This window comes from Hyphomonadaceae bacterium BL14 (assembly GCA_027627705.1).
Classification (GTDB): Bacteria; Pseudomonadota; Alphaproteobacteria; order Caulobacterales; family Maricaulaceae; genus Oceanicaulis.
Genome location: CP091242.1, coordinates 1591929 through 1608879 on the forward strand (window position 1 = coordinate 1591929; position 16951 = coordinate 1608879).

The following is a 16951-nucleotide window of genomic DNA, read 5'->3' on the forward strand; positions in this document are numbered from 1 at the left end:
TTAACCAATTCTCGCAGGTTTGGCGGCGGAGTCGAGGGGCGTACGCCTAGCGCGCGCGGCCTGTGCCCGCGAGAAAGGCAAGCGCGGCGTCCGGCTCCCGTGCTTTGAGCATGCCGGTGAGCCAGGCCGCAGCCGGACCAGCCCCATCGCGCAGGTGCCGGGCCAGCGACAAGGCTGGCGCCCGCGCCGCCGAGCCCGGATCGGGCGGCGGCACCATCAACGCACCGTCTGACACGGCCTGCGCGCTCGCCTGCGCCCATTGGCTGAGGCGCAGCGCCTCCATGCCGACCACAAAGCGCAAGCCGCCAGCCCGGGGCGGCGCGGCGATCAACGCCCCTGCGTTCAGCCGGCGCGCAGGTGGAGGCAGCAAGGGCAAGACTGTGCGGCGCGCAGTTCGGGCCGCCGGAGATGGCAGCGCGCTGTCCAGCAGGCTGGCCAGACAGGCGCCGTCATCGCCCGGCGGTGCATAGCGCACCGCCTCGATCAGCTGGACGCCGCCCCCCAGCGCGTGGCGCTGGATCAGGTTCAGCCCGCCGGACTGGACGACCGGGGCGCTGAGTTCGAAATGCGCCGGGATGTCCGCCCCCTCGATCCGCGCCGACAGCACGATCTGCGTCCAGTGCTGCGCCCCTACGGCATGGTTCGGTCCGGCGCGCGTATCCACCACCTGCCGGGCCCGGATGGGGCCCAGACCGCACTCGACCAGCGCACCGCGGCCCGACACCGAAGCCCCGTCGATCCGCACGCCGGCTTCAAGGCGCGAGCGGACTGACTCCGACACCGCTTCAACGGCAGCCGCCTGAACGTCCGCTGCCGGGACCGTCCAGAGGGTGCCGGATTCGAGGCGCCCCGCCCGGCCCGCAAGGCTGACATCACGCGTCTCGTGGCGCGCGAAACGCGCCAGCGCATGACCGGGGGCGGCGGGGAAAACCCACAGGCGTGTATCAGGCCTCAGGGCGCGCGGCTCCAATACGGTGACCGACAGATTGCGGCCCGGCCCGGTCAGCGCCCGCGCCAGAGCCAGACCCGCCATGCCAGCGCCCAGAATGACCACGTCCACGTCCGTTTTCATGACAGGAATGAGCCGCTTGAAGGTGCAGTTCGTCAAGGTCTGTGACGGCCCTGGATCAGCAAAGACGGTGCGATCTGAATGTGATAATGAGACAGGCTGGCGATTGCACATTGGCCGCCTGCGCACCCCAGCAATTGGTATGCGAATTGGTCTGATTATTTTCATCTTCGTTGGCGCTTGCGCCGAGCGGTCTGACCAACGGCAAGGGCGGCTTGATCGCGCCGCTGATCTGATCGAGGCCTGCGATCAGGCCGGTAGCCCCGCTATCTTCACCCAGTTCGGCGAGGTCGCTGGACAAACAGAGTCCGGCATTTCCGCCCGCATCTGGCTGATAGATGATCAGACCGCTTGCTATGATGGCCCGGTGACCGAGGACGCGTCAGCCTGGTTTCAGACTCGCGAAACCCCGCTCACCACCCTTGTAGTTCGAAGCGGTGGCGGCAACGGGCAGGCGGGTGTTGTCATTGGCGAAGCATTGGCGCGTTGGGAGACCGGCATCGTCGTGCGGGATTACTGCCTGTCGGCCTGCGCCAGTTCGATATTTCTCGGCGCGGTCCAACGCACGGTCCCCGAGCCCGGCATTGTTGGCTGGCATCACGGATTGCCCTGGACGCGGTACGAAGCCCTTTGGACCGGCCCGGCGGCTATGGATGAAAACCTTCGCGCGATTTCAGGTTTCGCGATCCGGCGCTTCCACCGGTCTGGGCGAAATGATGTGCCGCACAGGGTCTGGCTAAGCCTGCCCGATCCTGTGCGCGAACAATTGGAGGCGCACCCCTATTGGCGCCTCCGCATTGAGCGCCTTTACAATCATGCAGGCGTTCTGACCGAATTCCGTTCCGCGTATGTTGTGGCGTGGGGCCGCGCACCCGATCACGTGGCCGAGGCCCTGCCTGCGCTGAGCCAGGGTGTGCCCATGTTCTGGACACCGGATGAAGAGACGCTGCGCTATTGGGGTTTTTCCGACACGATCATGTGGGACGCCACGCCGGAAGCCGTGCTGGAACTCGGACTGCAGTCATCCCCGCGTACGGTGAATGTGCGCGCGCCGGTCAGACGGGGTGACTTTCCAATCTACCCGGACCCAGCCTGGCCAGATGATTCAGATGATTGGCCGGTCTACGGCGAAGGACGCCAAAGTGGTCAGAGCCATCCGGCGCCCGGCTGACGCACCTGCCCGGAAACGCCCCTAATCATCCCGTCGCGCGACCCGGGCCGTCTTGCGGCGCGCGAACATTTGGCTAGTTTGTCCGGACATCACGCTCCGCGTCCTGAGGGGAGATCGCCATGCTGATTGCCTTCCTGCTTGCCGCCGCCCAGCCGGCCCCGGTCAGCCTTGACGAGATCGCGGTCTATGACCGGCTCGACTGGTCGCGCGAGGTGACCGAATGCGACCGGCTGGCCGCTCATCCTGATGATCCTGAACGGGTTGCAGACGGCGTGGCGCAGGGCGATGTGGACCTGGAGGCGGCGCGCGCCGCGTGCGAGGCGGCGGTGGCAAGCGATCCGGACAACCCCCGGCTCAATTACCAGCTGGCGCGGGTGAGCGGGTATGCCGGGCGTCATGATGAGGGCCAGCCGTTTCGCGACACCGCCCTGCGCGCGGGCTATCCGCAATCGCTGTTCGTGGTGGGTTATATCCGCCTGACCGGCTGGGACGGGCGGCCCGATGACGCGTGTTATGGCGGGGAGCTAATCCGGCGCTCGGCCCGCGCCGGACGCTTCGCCGGGCTGGTGGGCTTTCCCCATTATGCGCTGACGGGCCGCTTCGCCGGATGCCCATCAGACAAGCCGGTGATCGACCACGATGAAATGACGAGATTCCTCGATCACGCCGAAGCCGACGCCAGAGGATTCTACCAGGAGGCGCTGGTTATCCAGCTGCGCGCGCGTCTCGCCGAGTGATCACTCAGCCGCCACCTGCAGCGTTTCACGCTGCGGGCTCCAGCTGGTGTGGCGCAGGGCGCGGCCGAGGGTCTGGCGGCCCGCAGCGTCGGTGAAGCGCTCGCCGTCCCAGACCTGGACACCACTGACGAGCACGCAGCGCACCACGCCGTCTGAACGGTTGACCATCTGCTCGTGCCCATAATCCTCGCGCCAGATGAAGCGGGAGCGGGCCTCGGAATCATAGGCGCGCAGGGCTTCGGGATCGATGACCACCAAGTCGGCCCGGTCACCAATCTCCATGGTCCCGGCGTCCACGCCGATGAACTGTGCCGGGTCGCGGGTCATGCGCCGCACCTGGCTCGCCACACGCTCCATACCCTCAGACTGGGCGATCTGGAGGCCGCGCAGATTGCCGTCATAGAAGGCCATATTGGTGATGTGCGCCCCGCTATCATTGAAGCCGGGCAGGATCTGGGGATGGTTCAGCAGCGCGCGCACGATCTCCGGATCGCGATTGGCCGAGACCGTCCACCAGCGCAGGGACAGATCATACGTGCGCAAGAGATGGAGCATGAAGCCCGGCTCCTCTGCGGCCCCGTCAGGCATCGCCTCGAAGGCCGCGCGCTCGTCTGTGGTGCGTGCCAGAGACGGGTCTGACCGCCAGGCCTGGAACCGGCCCAGAACCTGGGCGAAGGTCTCGCCTGTCCAGATGTCCGGCCCGCCCGAATAAAAGACCATCTCACTGAAATCGCGGTCGAATGAGAGGGTTTCCGCCGTCAGGAGGCGCTTCAGGCGGTTGAGCCCGAACCCGGTCTTGCCGGTCATCCACATCTTTGAAAACCGCGCCTGGAAGGCCGGATCGTCCAGCAAGGCGCGCCGGCCCGCCACGTCTTCGAGATCCAGCTCATTAAGCTCGCGCAAAGCCGGGATTTCCTCGGCCAGCGGGTTGATCGGCCCGTCCCAGAACAGCTTGAACGGCGCAGCCAGCGCCTGGAAACGGAAATGGCCGCCAAACAGGGGCGAGTTGAACACCCGCGTCAGCAAGAGCGCGAGACGGCGCAGGGATTTGTTGGAGGCGACATCCATCGCCGCCACCGCCGTGACCTTCAGCGGCTTTCCATGCAAGCGCCCGGAGGTTAGCGAGAAATTGCGCAACACCGCCAGTGGCTTGTCCTTGGGCGGGGTGGCCTGCCAGAGCCGGTCATGGCGGCGCAGGACGCCGGTGAGGCGTTTGAGCTCGCGGTACTGACCGAACTGGGAGGGGATTTTCACCCGCCGGTTGGGATCTTCGGACAGGAAGTGGAAGGGCAGCGCATCCGTGGAGAAGCCCGGATAGCCGTCAGTCATCGCCCGCTCGAGCACCTCCTCCATCTGCCTGAGATCATTGTCCGATGCGGTCCGTGTCACGGCACCGGTCAGGCCCATCACCTCGATGCGAAGCATGGAATGGGGAATGAGCGGGATGACATTACAGCCCAGCGGCAGATCGTCGAGATGGGCGTAATAGCCCGCCGGGCTGGTCCACACCGCCTTGTCGGCCACCTTGCGCAGCACCGGCTTGGGCATGTTTTCCACCCGGGCGAAGCAGTCCACCAGCGGATCCTCGCCATTGCGCCGCTGATTGCCGAACGCCAGCCCCAGCGAGCAATTGCTCATCAGAACCGTGGTGGTGCCGTGACGGACAGCCTCTTTCAGCGCCGGGTCAAACTCCACTTCAAGATCGAGATGGGTGTGGATGTCCAGAAGGCCCGGCGTTACCCAAAAACCTTCGGCGTCAATGATTTGATCGGCGCGCGAGCGGTCCAGCCCGGGGCCGCGGGCGGCCACCCGTCCGGCCCGGATGGCAACATCCTCAAGCACCGGCGCACCGCCGCTGCCGTCAATGACCAGCCCGCCTGCGATGATGCAGTCATAGCGCTCGCTCATGGCGCACTTCCTCCCGTCACAGCCCTTGTGGTCAGGCCTTTTGCATACCCGACCGGAATTCAAGGAAGGCGTCAAGCACCTCGCCAGGCGCTTCGAGCTGGGGGTAGTGGCCGACGTGAGGAATGAGCACCGTGTCGGGGTTTGGCACAAGTGACTGATAATGCTCGACCATATGGGCTCCGGACACCGGATCCAACGCGCCGTCGATCACCCGCAATGGCACGGGCGAATGAACCAGCGCGCCCACCCAGCGATCCCGTGTCGCGCGCCGTTCGGTAATATAATTCAACAGCTTGTGACCGATGCGCGGCATGCCGCCGCCCATCATCGCCAGCGACCAGAAGGCGTCGAGCGTTTCAGGTGAAGGCTTCGTATCGGGGCCGAACACCTCGCAAAGCCCTGTTTCAAAACGCTGTCTTGTCATCATCCGGCTCAGGAGCGGCCCCAGCGGCGAGTGCAGCAAGCGCTGGGTGAGGGTGGCGCGGTGCTGCTCGGGAAACAGGCCGCCATTGAGAAAACAGATGGATAGAATCTCCAGCCCCGCCGCCCCGCTGGCCCGCCGGTCGATCATGCGGGCCAGCAATTCCTGGGCAACCGTGTCGCCATAGTCGTGAGCCAGGATATGGCAGGCGCTCACCCCCAGCCGGTCAAACCAGGTCTCGTGCAGGTCTGCCTGGTCCTGGATCGAGTAGGCGTAATCTGCCGGCTTGGCCGAAAAGCCGAACCCGATCATATCGATAGCCGCCACCCGGTAGCGCTCGCACAGGGCGTCCCACTGGTGCGCCCAGTCCCAGCTGGCGGTCGGGAAGCCGTGAATCAGGATCAGGACGGGGCGGCTCTCGTCACGCCAGTCGCCGCCCGTGCGCTGGAAGATATCATGGCCGCGATAGCCAAACATCGACCCGCCCGCGCGCCAGTCATTGAGGGATAGCGGCGGGGCCGGAACGGGGGACAGGGACGGGGACATGGGCGTCACTTTCGGGCTCGATCTGGCGTCATCATCGCCCGGGCAGGTGACGAAAACACCCGATCATATGTCATGATCGCCCGATCATATGTCAAACCGGCCAGATCGAGGGCCGCCGCGCCATCTGCAGCCCGGATTCGCCCCGAGTTTTCGCCGAATTCTGCCTAACGCACGTAGCTGGCACCATTCACATCAAACGTGGCGCCCGTGGCCGACGCGCACGCGCCCGACAGAAGGAAAGCGGTGAGCGCCCCGATCTCCTCCGGTGCTGCCATGCGCCCGAGCGGCACGTCGGCCTCAGCCTTCGCCCGCGCAGCGGCGTCCTGAGGTGCCATGTCGGTGTCGATCCAGCCCGGCGCGATGGCATAGGCGAGCAGACCCTGCCCTGCATGGGCGCGCGCCAGCGTCTTGATGAGGGCGATGAGACCGGCCTTCGACGCGGCGTAGGAGGCGTGATCGGCATCATCGCCGCGATGGGCGGCGCGCGAGGCGATCGCCACCAGCGATCCGCCCTGGCCGTCAAGCCAGGCCCGTGCGGCCAGGCGCGCCAGATCCGCGCAGGAGGTCAGATTGACCTGCAGCGTGCGCGCCCAGTTGGCGCGCCAGTCCGCCTCGCTTGCGGCGATCCCGGCAGGCTCGAAGATTCCGTGATTGAGCACCAGCGCGTCCGGCGTGCGGCCACCGGTGCGGACCGCCTCGTCCCAGACAGCGCGCGCAGCATCCGGCTCGGCCAGATCGCCGGCGACCAGACCGGCGCAGCGCGGCCCCAGCGCCCGCGCCACAGCTTCAGCCGCGGCGCGGTTGCGCGCGTAGTGCACCAGCACATCCCCGCGCGCGTCCGCGCAGGCCTGCGCGACGGCCGCGCCCGCGCCGCGCGAGGCGCCGGTGACGAGGACGAGGCGGTTTTCAAGGCGGGTCATGGCGCGGCTCTCCGGGGCATCCGACGGGAGCGCAGTTGAGCCCGGTGCGCCGCGCGCTGCAAGACGTGCGGCTGCTTGCCTAGCTGATCTGGAACCGCCTGCGAACGGCCAGCGCAGACAGGAAAATCAGCCCGATGGATGTGAGAGACTGGACGGTCGATACGATCTGCAACAGCAACAGCGCCCAAGGCCACTCGAACCCGGATCGCCAGGCCGAAGCCTCCAACCATCGCGGATCCCATACGAAGAAGGGCCGCACAATACCCAAAGCGGACGCTTCCAACGCCATGCTGGTGCGCGCTTGCAGTCCGGGCGTCGGCACCATCCAGCAAGCGGCAAGCCAGTAAAGCGCCGCAAAAACCCCAAACCAGATAACCAGGCAAACCAGCGGCTTGCCAACGCGCCGGCCATATTCAGCGACATGGCTGTAGACCCACGACACCAGTTTCTCAGTAACCGGCGTGGCTGCGATGTGCCGGCGCGCCTCGATTTCAAATCTGTAGAACTGGTGTTCGCGCAGACTGTCCGCCTGTTGCGCCATGGCGCGCTTCAGGACACGCGCGCCTCCTTCGAGTGCGCTCAGAGCCTCTTGGGAATCCATCCCGGCAGCCTTGGCAAGGTTGAGAGCCTCCGACCTGAAGGCCTTCACGTCCGTGCCCTCGTCTGCGATCGGATAGCACATCCAGCCTGAGACAATCGCACCGCTGAAGGCGCTGATGATGCGAAACGGACCCTTTGCCAGATTGAACAGGCCGGAAATCTCGGCACCGTCAAAAGCCGAACGCCAGTGCCTCTCGTGGCGGCCTGTGACCTCCAGGGCGTAAAACTCGCACAGGTGTTTGAACATCGCCCGCTTGAAGGAAAACTGCTTTGCAAACCTCGCTTCAAGAAACGCCGCGACACCAAAAAACTCGGCGCGTTCAAACGAGGCCGGGCCCAGAAATCTGGCCCGATGGAAGTCCGCTTTCTTGTTGAAAGTGGCGTATCTGAACCGGGCTTGCTTTTTGAAGGTTGCTGTCTTGAACAGTGCGTATTCGTGAAACAGCGCATCTTCGAAGCTGACATCTTGTAAAAAATGGGCGTCTTCGAAAAAATTCCAGGCATGAAATTGCGCGCGGTCAAAGCTTGCGCCTCGGTGAAACCGGGCCCTCCCGAAATTCGCCCGACCGGCAAACCGCACGTCCGAGAAATCCACTTTGCCATGGAATTGCGCGCCGGCGAACGAAACGTCACCTGGAAACTCGGCGCGAGCGAAATGTGTGCCGTCACCAAAATGCCAACCGGTGAAGTCTGCCTTGCCAAGAAACAAGGCGTCCTTCAATGAGACGCAGCGAACGGCATCAGCTCCGGTGTCGCCGGGCCGCAAAGATCCTGACTGTAGCACCGCTCCATCAAGCAGAACACATCCCGCTATCATGGCGCTGTCTGCAGCGGCCAGCCGCAACGTGATCTCCCCGGCGAGCGCGCCCCATTTCGAACTGTCCGGCTTCGACTTCCAGGAAGCCGCCAGCGGCTGGTGCACAATGTGCCATAGCACCCCGCCAATGGAGGCGATCAGGCCGCGATTCTTCAGGGTTGCGTCATCAAGGGATTGTCCGGTCTTCGGATCCAGGTGCCAGTAATCCTGAAGTGTCTTCGCGCCGCTGGGATGTCCGTCAATGGTGTGATCCTTCAGCGCGTCCCAGCTGAAGTCCGGACGCGTCTTCGGTGCAGCGGCCTCGTCTGTCATCGCTCCCTCCCACCCTAAAATTCAGGGTAGCAAAAGAGCAATGAGCTTCAACCATAAATTTTCGCGTCACCCTACCCCTTGAACGGGTCCTGCATCAGGATGACGTCGTCGCGCTCCGGGCTGGTGGACAGGATGGCGACCGGGGCTTCGATCAGCTCCTCGATGCGGCGCACGTATTTCACGGCCTGGGCGGGCAAATCCATCCAGCTGCGCGCGCCGGCGGTGGAGCCGGACCAGCCTTCCAGAGTTTCGTAGACCGGCTGCACCCGGGCCTGGGCTTCGGCACCGGCGGGCAGGCGGTCATACATCTCGCCATTGAGCTTGTAGCCGACGCAGACTTTGAGCTCGTCAAAGCCGTCGAGCACGTCGAGCTTGGTCAGCGCCACGCCGGTAATGCCGTTGATCTTCACGCTCTGGCGCACCAGCACGGCGTCAAACCAGCCGCAGCGCCGCTGGCGGCTGGTCACCGTGCCGAACTCCTTGCCGCGTTCGCCCAGGCGCTGGCCGGTGGCGTCGGTCAGCTCGGTGGGGAACGGCCCCTCGCCCACCCGCGTGGTGTAGGCCTTCACAATGCCCAGCACATAGCCCACCTGGCCGGGGCCCACGCCGGACCCGGCGGCGGCCTGGCCGGCCACGGTGTTGGAGCTGGTCACAAACGGATAGGTGCCGTGGTCCACATCCAGGAAGGCACCCTGGGCACCCTCGAACAGGACTTTCTTGCCGTCCGCGATGGCACCGTTGAGGGTTTTCCAGACCGGGTCGGCATAGGGCAGAACTTTCGGCGCGATGGCCATCAGCTCGGCGGTCAGCACGTCGGCGTCATACTCTTCCACGCCAAAGCCCCGGCGCAGGGCGTTGTGGTGATGCAGAAGCTCACCGATGCGGCGGCGAAGCTGGGCTTCGTCGGCCAGATCAATGACCCGGACCGCCCGCCGGCCCACCTTGTCCTCATAGGCCGGGCCGATGCCCCGGCGTGTGGTGCCGATCTTCATCCCGTCATCGCGGTTTTCGCGCAGCGCATCAAGCTCGCGGTGAACCGGCAGGATCAGCGCGGCGGTTTCGGCCAGGCGCACCAGCTTGGGGGTCACGTCGACGCCCTGGGCGCGCACTTTCTCGATCTCGGAGATGAAGGCCCAGGGATCGACCACCACGCCATTGCCGATCAGCGACAGCTTCTTCTGAACCACGCCCGACGGCATGAGCGAGAGCTTGTAGGTCACCCCGTCCACCACCAGCGTATGACCGGCATTGTGGCCGCCCTGGAAGCGCACCACCAGATCCGCGCGGTGGCACAGCCAGTCCACGATCTTGCCTTTGCCTTCGTCGCCCCACTGGGCGCCGACGACCACCACGTTCGACATGGGGATGCTCCGCTAACGGTGTGAAACCGTGGCGAGGCTTAGACCCTCGCTGCGTTGCGGGCAAGGCGTGAGGCTGGAGCGCGATCTGAAAAGCGCGAACCGGTTTTCGGATAAATTGCGCTCCGGATTATCGAGCTGGAGCGTGCGGCCTGACGCAGTCAGGCCGGATAACGCTCTACCCGCCCCAGATCTGGCGCAGGCGCTGGTCGCGCCGGCAGCCGAAACGGTAGCGCTGGTAGCGGATCGGGTTGTTCACCGCATAGTCCTGATGCTCGGCGCCGGCCGGCCAGAACGTGTCGAAATCGCGGATGCGCACGGCGATGTCGCGCCCGAACCGGTCGGCGATGGCGTCTCTGGACGCTTCGGCGGCGGCGCGCTGTGCGTCATCGACCGGGAAAATGGCCGGGGCGTAGGCCGCGCCACGATCACAGAACTGGCCGTCGCCGTCGAACGGATCGACATTGAGCCAGTAATGCTCGAGCAGCGCCTCATAGCTCACCACAGCCGGGTCATAGATGATGCGCGCGCTCTCCACATGACCGGTGCGCCCGCGCACCACATCGTAATAGCCCGGATTGGCTTCCGATCCGCCGGCAAAGCCGGAGACGACCTCGATAACGCCGTCGAGCCCTTCGAAATCGGCCTCGGTGCACCAGAAACAGCCCGAGGCGAAAATGGCGTGAGACAGGCCATCGGGCAGGTCCGCACCATCGGCCTGGGCCGGGCTCAGGTAATCATTAGCGAAGCTCGCGGCGCTGAGCGTGAGGGCGGCGAGCAGGGCAAGGGCGAAGCGGGCGATCATGGGCAGGCTCCAATTGCGGGGCGTGGTCTGACACACCATGTGGCCCGATCCGCCATCGCGCCAAGGCGGGGCGCGGTCACCTTTGCGTGTGACGGCTATGAAGCGGGAGGCCGGGCGCGCGCCGGCGCGCGCGTAACGTGGCCATGGAAGTGGCCAAAGCCCGGCCTGCGAACGAGCCAGGCCGTTGGCGCTCTTATTGTTTCATGCGCTCCAGAAGCGGCCAAACAAGTGGCCAAAATTCAACGCACCCAGCCCCTCAAGCCCGCTTGGCACCCGCCTCGATCTTCGCCGGCTCGAACGGGACCACATGACGGAATTCCGGCCTGCGCGCCTCCCAGTCATTGAGGATGGCAGCGGCGTGGAGGGAGCCGGTGGCGGCGTAATGGGCTTCGATGAGGGCGCGGCAGCGCGCTTCGGCCTCGCCATTGAGTTCAGCCAGGAACACGGTCTCGCCATTAAGGCGCGGCTCCAGGCGTCCGTCCTCGTCCAGCACAAAGGCCTCGCCCCCGGTCATGCCGGCGGCGAAATTATCGCCCACCTTGCCCAGGATCACCGCGACGCCGCCGGTCATGTATTCGCAGCCATTGGCGCCGCAGCCCTCGACCACCACGGTCGCGCCGGAATTGCGCACGGCGAAGCGCTGGCCGGCACCGCCCGCGGCGAACAGGCGCCCTGACGTGGCACCGTACAAAACCGTATTGCCGATGATCACATCGCCCGCGCCATGACGGCGTGCGCCGCCATAGGGGCGGATGGCAATGGTCGCGCCCGACAGGCCCTTGCCGACATAGTCATTGGCGTCGCCCTCCAGCTCGATACGCAGGCCTTTGGCAGAAAACGCGCCGAGCGACTGACCCGCCGATCCGGCCAGGCGCAGGGTGAGCTGGCCGTCCTCCAGCCCGTCCGGGCCGAAAGCGCGCACAATGGCCGAGGACACCCGAGCGCCCACGGCGCGGTCGGTGTTCTTCACGTCATAGACCAGCTGCATCTTCTCGCGCCGGGTGAAGACCGGAGCGGCGTCTTTCAGGATCTGCTCGTCGAGGCTCGGCGCCACGGCGTTGCGCTGGGCGCGGGTGGAGCGCGGCGGGCGGGCCTGGGGGTCGACGCGCACCAGCAGCGGATTGAGATCGAGATCGTCGAGATGATCGGCGCCGCGGCTCACCTGATCGAGCAGGTCGGCGCGGCCGATGACGTCTTCGAGGCGCTCGGCGCCCAGCCTCGCAAGGATCTCGCGGGTGTCGCGGGCGATGAAGGTCATCAGGTTGACCACATGGTCGGCCATGCCGGTGAAGCGCTTCCTGAGATCATCGTCCTGGGTGCAGATGCCTACCGGGCAGGTGTTGGAATGGCACTGGCGCACCATCAGGCAACCCAGCGCGATCAGGCTGGTGGTGCCGATGCCGAACTCTTCGGCGCCCAGCATGGCGGTGATCACCACGTCGCGCCCGGTGCGGATGCCGCCATCGGCGCGCAGCGTCACCCGCTCGCGCAGTCCGTTGAGCGAGAGCACCTGATGGGCTTCCGACAGGCCGAGCTCCAGCGGCGCGCCGGCGAATTTGATGGAGGTCTGGGGGCTGGCACCCGTGCCGCCCACATTGCCCGAGATGAGGATCACGTCGGCATGGGCCTTGGCCACGCCCGCCGCCACCGCCCCCACGCCCGCAGCGGCCACCAGCTTCACGCACACGCGCGCCTCGGGATTGATCTGCTTCAGGTCATAAATCAGCTGGGCCAGGTCCTCGATGGAATAGATGTCGTGGTGCGGCGGCGGGCTGATCAGGGTGGTGCCCGGTGTGGCATGGCGCAGGCGCGCGATCATCTGCGTGACCTTGAAGCCGGGCAGCTGCCCGCCCTCGCCGGGCTTGGCACCCTGGGCGATCTTGATCTCGATCTCGCGGCACTGGTTGAGATATTCGGCCGTGACACCGAACCGGCCGGAGGCCACCTGCTTGACCGCCGAGTTCATGTTGTCGCCATTGGCCATGGGCGTGTAGCGCGCGCGGTCCTCGCCGCCCTCACCCGACACCGACTTGGCGCCGATCCGGTTCATGGCCACGTTGAGCGCGCCATGGGCTTCGGGCGAGAGCGCTCCCAGGCTCATGCCCGGCGTGACAAAGCGCTGGCGGATCTCGTTGACACTCTCACAGCGCGACACATCGATGGACGGACCCACCGCGCGCGGCTCCAGCAGATCGCGCAGCTGGATCGGGTCGGCGTCGCGCGTCTGCAGGCCGACATACTCGCGGAACGCCGCGTAGTCCTCCTCGCGCACCGCCTTTTGCAGGGCGGTAACGGACCGGGCCTCGACCGCATGCACCTCGCCCGAAGCGCGCTGGCGGTAGAACCCGCCCACAGGCAGGCGCACCGCGCCGTCATCACGCCAGGCCCAGGCGTGCAGCTCGGCCAGCTTGTGCTCAAGGCCGGCCAAACCGATGCCGGAGATGCGGCTGGTCACGCCACCGAGATATTCCATCCCCACCGCGCGCGAGAGGCCCAGCACCTCGAAATTGCAGCCGCCGCGATAGGAGGAGACGACCGATATGCCCATTTTGGACATGATCTTGAGCAGCCCCGCATCGAACGCGGCCTTCATGTTCAGCGCTTTCTGACCCAGGCTCAGCGAGGCCAGGCCGCGCTGGCTGCGCGCGGCCACGGTTTCAAACGCGATATACGGGTTCACGGTGGTCGCGCCGAGCCCGATCAGAACCGCCAGGCCATGAGCGTCGGCCACATCAGCGGCGCGCACGTTGAGCGAACAGTATGTCCGCAGGCCCTTGCGCGTCAGGTGCGTGTGCGCGGCACCGACCGCCAGCGCCATGGGCACGGAGCAACGCTCCGCCCCCTGCGCCTCATCGGTGAGCACCAGATGCTCGGCCCCGCCTTTCACGGCGGCTTCCGCGTCGGCGCGGATGCGGTCCAGCGCGCGCATCAGCCCGCCCCCGGTGCCGGTCGCCTCGTCAGCGGGGAAGGTGGCGTCCACCTCGGCCACGCGCTCGCCCAGAACGCTGCGCAGGCGCGCATACATGCCATTGGTGAGCACCGGCGAATCCAGCACAAACACATTGGTCTGGGCTTCGTCGGTGGCCAGGATATTGCCCAGGTTCTTGAACCGGGTTTTCAGGCTCATCACCCGGCCTTCACGCAAGGGATCGATGGGCGGATTGGTGACCTGGGAGAAGTTCTGCCGGAAATAATGATAGACCGGCCGGTAGCGGTTCGACAGCACCGCCAGCGGGCTGTCATCGCCCATGGAGCCAATGGCTTCCTTGCCGGTCTCGGCCATGGGCGAGAGGATGATCTCCACATCCTCAAGCGACAGGCCGGCGGCGGCCTGGCGGCGCGCCCGCTCGGCGTCATCGAACAGCAAATCTTCCGGGCCGGGGCCGATCTCGGCCTCGATATTCTTGACGTTTTTCAGCCAGTCTTCGTACGGATGCTTGGAGGCGAGCATGTCGAGCATGTCATGCTCGCGCTTGAACCCGCCCTCATGCAGGTCGACGCCGATCATGCGCCCCGGCGTCACCGCGCCGCGCTCGATCACCGTGTCAGGATCCAGCGGTGCCATGCCGGTTTCCGAACCCACGGCGAGCAGGCCATCAGCGGTCAGGCTCCAGCGCAGGGGGCGCAGGCCGTTGCGGTCCAGCCCCGCAATCGCCCAGCGGCCATCGCAGGCCACCACCGCTGCCGGCCCGTCCCAGGGCTCCATCACCGAGTTGCAGTATTCGTACAGGCCCCGCCAGGCACCGGGCATCAGCTCGCCACGCTTGGACCAGGCTTCAGGGATGAGCAGCGTCTTGGCCATGGGCGCCGAGCGGCCGGCGCGCACCAGCACTTCGAACACTTCGTCCAGCGCCGCCGAGTCCGACGCGCCTGCGCTGATCACCGGCTTGACCACATCCTCGGCGTCCTTGAACGCCTTGGCCGCCATGAGGATTTCATGGCTCTTCATCCAGTTGCGATTGCCCTTGAGCGTATTGATCTCGCCATTATGGGCGAGCATGCGGAAGGGCTGGGCCAGGCGCCATTCGGGGAAGGTGTTGGTGGAATAGCGCTGGTGGAAGATGGCAAAGGACGACACGAAGCGCTCATCGCGCAGATCGGGGTAAAACGTGTCGATGGCTTCAGCCAGGAACATGCCCTTGTAGACCACATCGCGCGCCGACAGCGAGGCGACATAGAAGCCCGGCAGGGCGTCCTCGCGCGCGCGCGCCTCGATCCGGCGGCGCACCAGATAGAGCGCGCGCTCCAGCACGGAGGCGGCGCGCTTCTTGGGGTCTTCAAACAGGATCTGCTCGATGGCCGGGCGGGTGGAGGCGGCCTTGTCGCCGAGGCATGAGGGGTCGATGGGGGCCTGGCGCCAGCCGTAAAGCCGGAGCCCGGCGCGCAGCACTTCGGTCTCGACAATGGTGCGGCTGCGCTCCTGCGCCGCGAAATCTGTGCGCGGCAGGAAGATCATGCCCACGCCGATGACCCCGGTGCCCGGCGCGTGGCCGGTGCGCGCCACCTGCGCCTTGAAGAAGTCCTGCGGAATTCCGACGCGCAGGCCCGCGCCATCGCCGGTCTTGCCGTCCGCATCCACCGCGCCGCGATGCCAGACGGCCTTGAGCGCCTTGATCGCCAGTTCCACCACCTCGCGCCGGGGCGTGGCGTTGATGTCGGCGATCAGGCCGACGCCGCAGGCGTCGCGCTCGGAGTCGGCTTCATAGGCACCCGCCGCGATCAGACGATCGCGATTGTCGAGATAGCGCTGCGCATCGTTCATTCGGCCATCTCCGCCTGCCGGACTGACGCGTCCGCGCGGGCGCGGGCCATCAGATCGGCGTGAATTTCAGTGGCTGCATCCATCCCGTCGCGCACCGCCCAGACCACCAGAGACGCGCCGCGCACGGCGTCGCCACCGGCATAGACGCCGGGGATGGAGGTGCGGCAGCGATGGGTGACACGCAGCGTACCGCGCGGTGACATCTCAAGCTCCGGGGCCCCGTAAAGCGCGGGGAAGTCTTCCGGTTCGAAACCCAGCGCCGCGATCACCATGTCGGCTTGGGCGTCGTGCTCCTGGCCGACAGCGGGCATGGGACGGCGGCGCCCGGTGGCGTCCGGGGCACCCAGCACCATGCGCTGGATGCGCACGCCGGTGGCGGTGTCAGCATCGCCCAGAATGGCGGCAGGCGCACACAGCCAGTCGAATTTTACGCCCTCTTCCTCGGCATGGGCGACCTCGCGGGCCGATCCGGGCATGTTCACCCGGTCGCGACGGTAGTGGCAGGCGACGCTCGCTGCGCCCTGGCGCACCGCCGTGCGCACACAGTCCATCGCCGTATCGCCGCCGCCGATCACAATCACGCGCTTGCCCTGTGCATCGAGGCGGCCATTGTCGGCGATCGTCTCGCCAAAGCCGCGCCGGTTCGACGCCGTAAGATAGTCCAGCGCCGGCACCAGCCCACGCCCGCCGCCGCCGGGGCAGGTCAGTGCGCGCGCCGCATAGGCACCCGCCGCGATATAGAGGGCGTCATGGCGCGCACGCAGATCATCCAGGCTGGCGTCCCGCCCGACCTCGAAATTGAGCTGGAAGACGATCCCGCCCTGCTCCAGGCGCGCGACCCGGCGCGCCACGACCGACTTGTCGAGCTTGAAATTGGGGATGCCATAGACCAGAAGCCCGCCCGCCCGGTCCTGCCGGTCATAGATGGTGACCGCATGGCCCTGCTCACGCAGGCGCTCCGCCGCCGACAGGCCTGCCGGTCCTGCACCGATAATACCGACAGAAAACCCGCTTCCGGCCGCCGGGCACAGCGGCTTGACCCAGCCGTTTTCCCAGGCGGTTTCGGTGATGTGCGTTTCCACCGAGCCGATCGTGACGGCGCCATGGCCTGACTGCTCGATGACACAGGCGCCCTCGCACAAGCGGTCCTGGGGGCAGATGCGGCCGCACACTTCGGGCATGGTGGAGGTGGCCGAGGAGCGCTCATAGGCCTCCTCCATTCGGCCTTCCGCCGCCAGCATCAGCCAGTCTGGAATATCATTGTGCAGCGGACAGCCGGTCTGGCAGAACGGCACGCCGCACTGGGAGCAGCGCTCGGCCTGCTCGGCCCCGCGCACAGGCGAAAAGGGCGCGTAGATTTCATCGAAATCTTGCTTGCGCGCGTCCGCGGGGCGCTTGTCGGGATAGCGCTGGTCAGTGGTCGTGAATTTCAGCACAGTCGCGTCTCCTCACCCGCCGGCAGCGCTTGTTTTCGCTGTTCAGGAATGGCCCGGACATTTGTCCGGACTTGTTGCATTGCAACAAA

Annotated in this window: 11 protein-coding genes; 2 read left to right on the forward strand and 9 right to left on the reverse strand. The window is 66.2% G+C overall.

What is annotated here, in order from left to right; all coding sequences use genetic code 11:
• Positions 1–46: 46 nt before the first annotated feature.
• Positions 47–1072, reverse strand: a complete 1026-nt coding sequence (locus tag L2D00_07690; GenBank protein WBQ11735.1) for a lycopene cyclase family protein — start codon at positions 1070–1072, stop codon at positions 47–49.
• Here L2D00_07690 and L2D00_07695 point away from each other — a divergent pair.
• Both L2D00_07695 and L2D00_07700 read left to right on the forward strand, forming a co-directional pair.
• The gene (locus L2D00_07695; protein WBQ11736.1) at positions 1047–2240 is read left to right on the forward strand and encodes a hypothetical protein; all 1194 of its coding nucleotides are present in this window, start codon (positions 1047–1049) and stop codon (positions 2238–2240) included. The two genes, L2D00_07690 and L2D00_07695, sit on opposite strands and share 26 nt — an antisense overlap.
• Positions 2241–2359: 119 nt before the next feature.
• Entirely contained in the window at positions 2360–2977 is a 618-nt protein-coding gene (locus L2D00_07700) for a hypothetical protein (protein WBQ11737.1), read from the forward strand.
• Here L2D00_07700 and L2D00_07705 read toward each other — a convergent pair whose 3' ends face one another.
• The 8 genes from L2D00_07705 to L2D00_07740 all read right to left on the reverse strand — a co-directional run bounded on the left by L2D00_07705 (position 2978) and on the right by L2D00_07740 (position 16862).
• On the reverse strand, positions 2978–4885 hold the full coding sequence (locus tag L2D00_07705) for an amidohydrolase family protein (GenBank protein ID WBQ11738.1): 1908 nt from the start codon (positions 4883–4885) through the stop codon (positions 2978–2980).
• A 31-nt stretch (positions 4886–4916) separates the two neighbouring features.
• Positions 4917–5852 (reverse strand): alpha/beta hydrolase, encoded by a 936-nt coding sequence (locus tag L2D00_07710; GenBank protein WBQ11739.1) that lies wholly within the window; start codon positions 5850–5852, stop codon positions 4917–4919.
• A 164-nt stretch (positions 5853–6016) separates the two neighbouring features.
• Positions 6017–6772: an SDR family oxidoreductase gene (locus L2D00_07715; protein WBQ11740.1), complete on the reverse strand. Its 756-nt coding sequence runs from the start codon at positions 6770–6772 to the stop codon at positions 6017–6019.
• Positions 6773–6851: 79 nt separating this feature from the next.
• Positions 6852–8501, reverse strand: coding sequence for a pentapeptide repeat-containing protein (locus tag L2D00_07720; GenBank protein ID WBQ11741.1), 1650 nt, complete (start codon positions 8499–8501; stop codon positions 6852–6854).
• A gap of 71 nt (positions 8502–8572) precedes the next feature.
• A complete protein-coding gene (locus L2D00_07725; GenBank protein ID WBQ11742.1) occupies positions 8573–9862 on the reverse strand; it encodes an adenylosuccinate synthase in 1290 nt (429 codons plus the stop codon).
• Between the two features lie 175 nt (positions 9863–10037).
• Positions 10038–10664, reverse strand: a complete 627-nt coding sequence (gene msrA / locus L2D00_07730; protein ID WBQ11743.1) for a peptide-methionine (S)-S-oxide reductase MsrA — start codon at positions 10662–10664, stop codon at positions 10038–10040.
• Positions 10665–10920: 256 nt separating this feature from the next.
• Complete coding sequence (gene gltB / locus L2D00_07735; GenBank protein WBQ11744.1) at positions 10921–15426, reverse strand: glutamate synthase large subunit; 4506 nt, start codon at positions 15424–15426, stop codon at positions 10921–10923.
• A complete protein-coding gene (locus tag L2D00_07740) occupies positions 15423–16862 on the reverse strand; it encodes an NAD(P)-dependent oxidoreductase (protein WBQ11745.1) in 1440 nt (479 codons plus the stop codon). Before L2D00_07740 ends, gltB begins: the two co-directional genes overlap by 4 nt.
• Positions 16863–16951: the final 89 nt, after the last annotated feature.

Excerpts from the sequence above, each read along its gene's own strand:
- L2D00_07695 (WBQ11736.1), top strand. The coding sequence starts at position 1,047 with ATGACCACGTCCACGTCCGTTTTCATGACAGGAATGAGCCGCTTGAAG.
- L2D00_07690 (WBQ11735.1), bottom strand. The coding sequence starts at position 1,072 with ATGAAAACGGACGTGGACGTGGTCATTCTGGGCGCTGGCATGGCGGGT.
- L2D00_07700 (WBQ11737.1), top strand. The coding sequence starts at position 2,360 with ATGCTGATTGCCTTCCTGCTTGCCGCCGCCCAGCCGGCCCCGGTCAGC.
- L2D00_07705 (WBQ11738.1), bottom strand. The coding sequence starts at position 4,885 with ATGAGCGAGCGCTATGACTGCATCATCGCAGGCGGGCTGGTCATTGAC.
- L2D00_07710 (WBQ11739.1), bottom strand. The coding sequence starts at position 5,852 with ATGTCCCCGTCCCTGTCCCCCGTTCCGGCCCCGCCGCTATCCCTCAAT.
- L2D00_07715 (WBQ11740.1), bottom strand. The coding sequence starts at position 6,772 with ATGACCCGCCTTGAAAACCGCCTCGTCCTCGTCACCGGCGCCTCGCGC.
- L2D00_07720 (WBQ11741.1), bottom strand. The coding sequence starts at position 8,501 with ATGACAGACGAGGCCGCTGCACCGAAGACGCGTCCGGACTTCAGCTGG.
- L2D00_07725 (WBQ11742.1), bottom strand. The coding sequence starts at position 9,862 with ATGTCGAACGTGGTGGTCGTCGGCGCCCAGTGGGGCGACGAAGGCAAA.
- msrA (WBQ11743.1), bottom strand. The coding sequence starts at position 10,664 with ATGATCGCCCGCTTCGCCCTTGCCCTGCTCGCCGCCCTCACGCTCAGC.
- gltB (WBQ11744.1), bottom strand. The coding sequence starts at position 15,426 with ATGAACGATGCGCAGCGCTATCTCGACAATCGCGATCGTCTGATCGCG.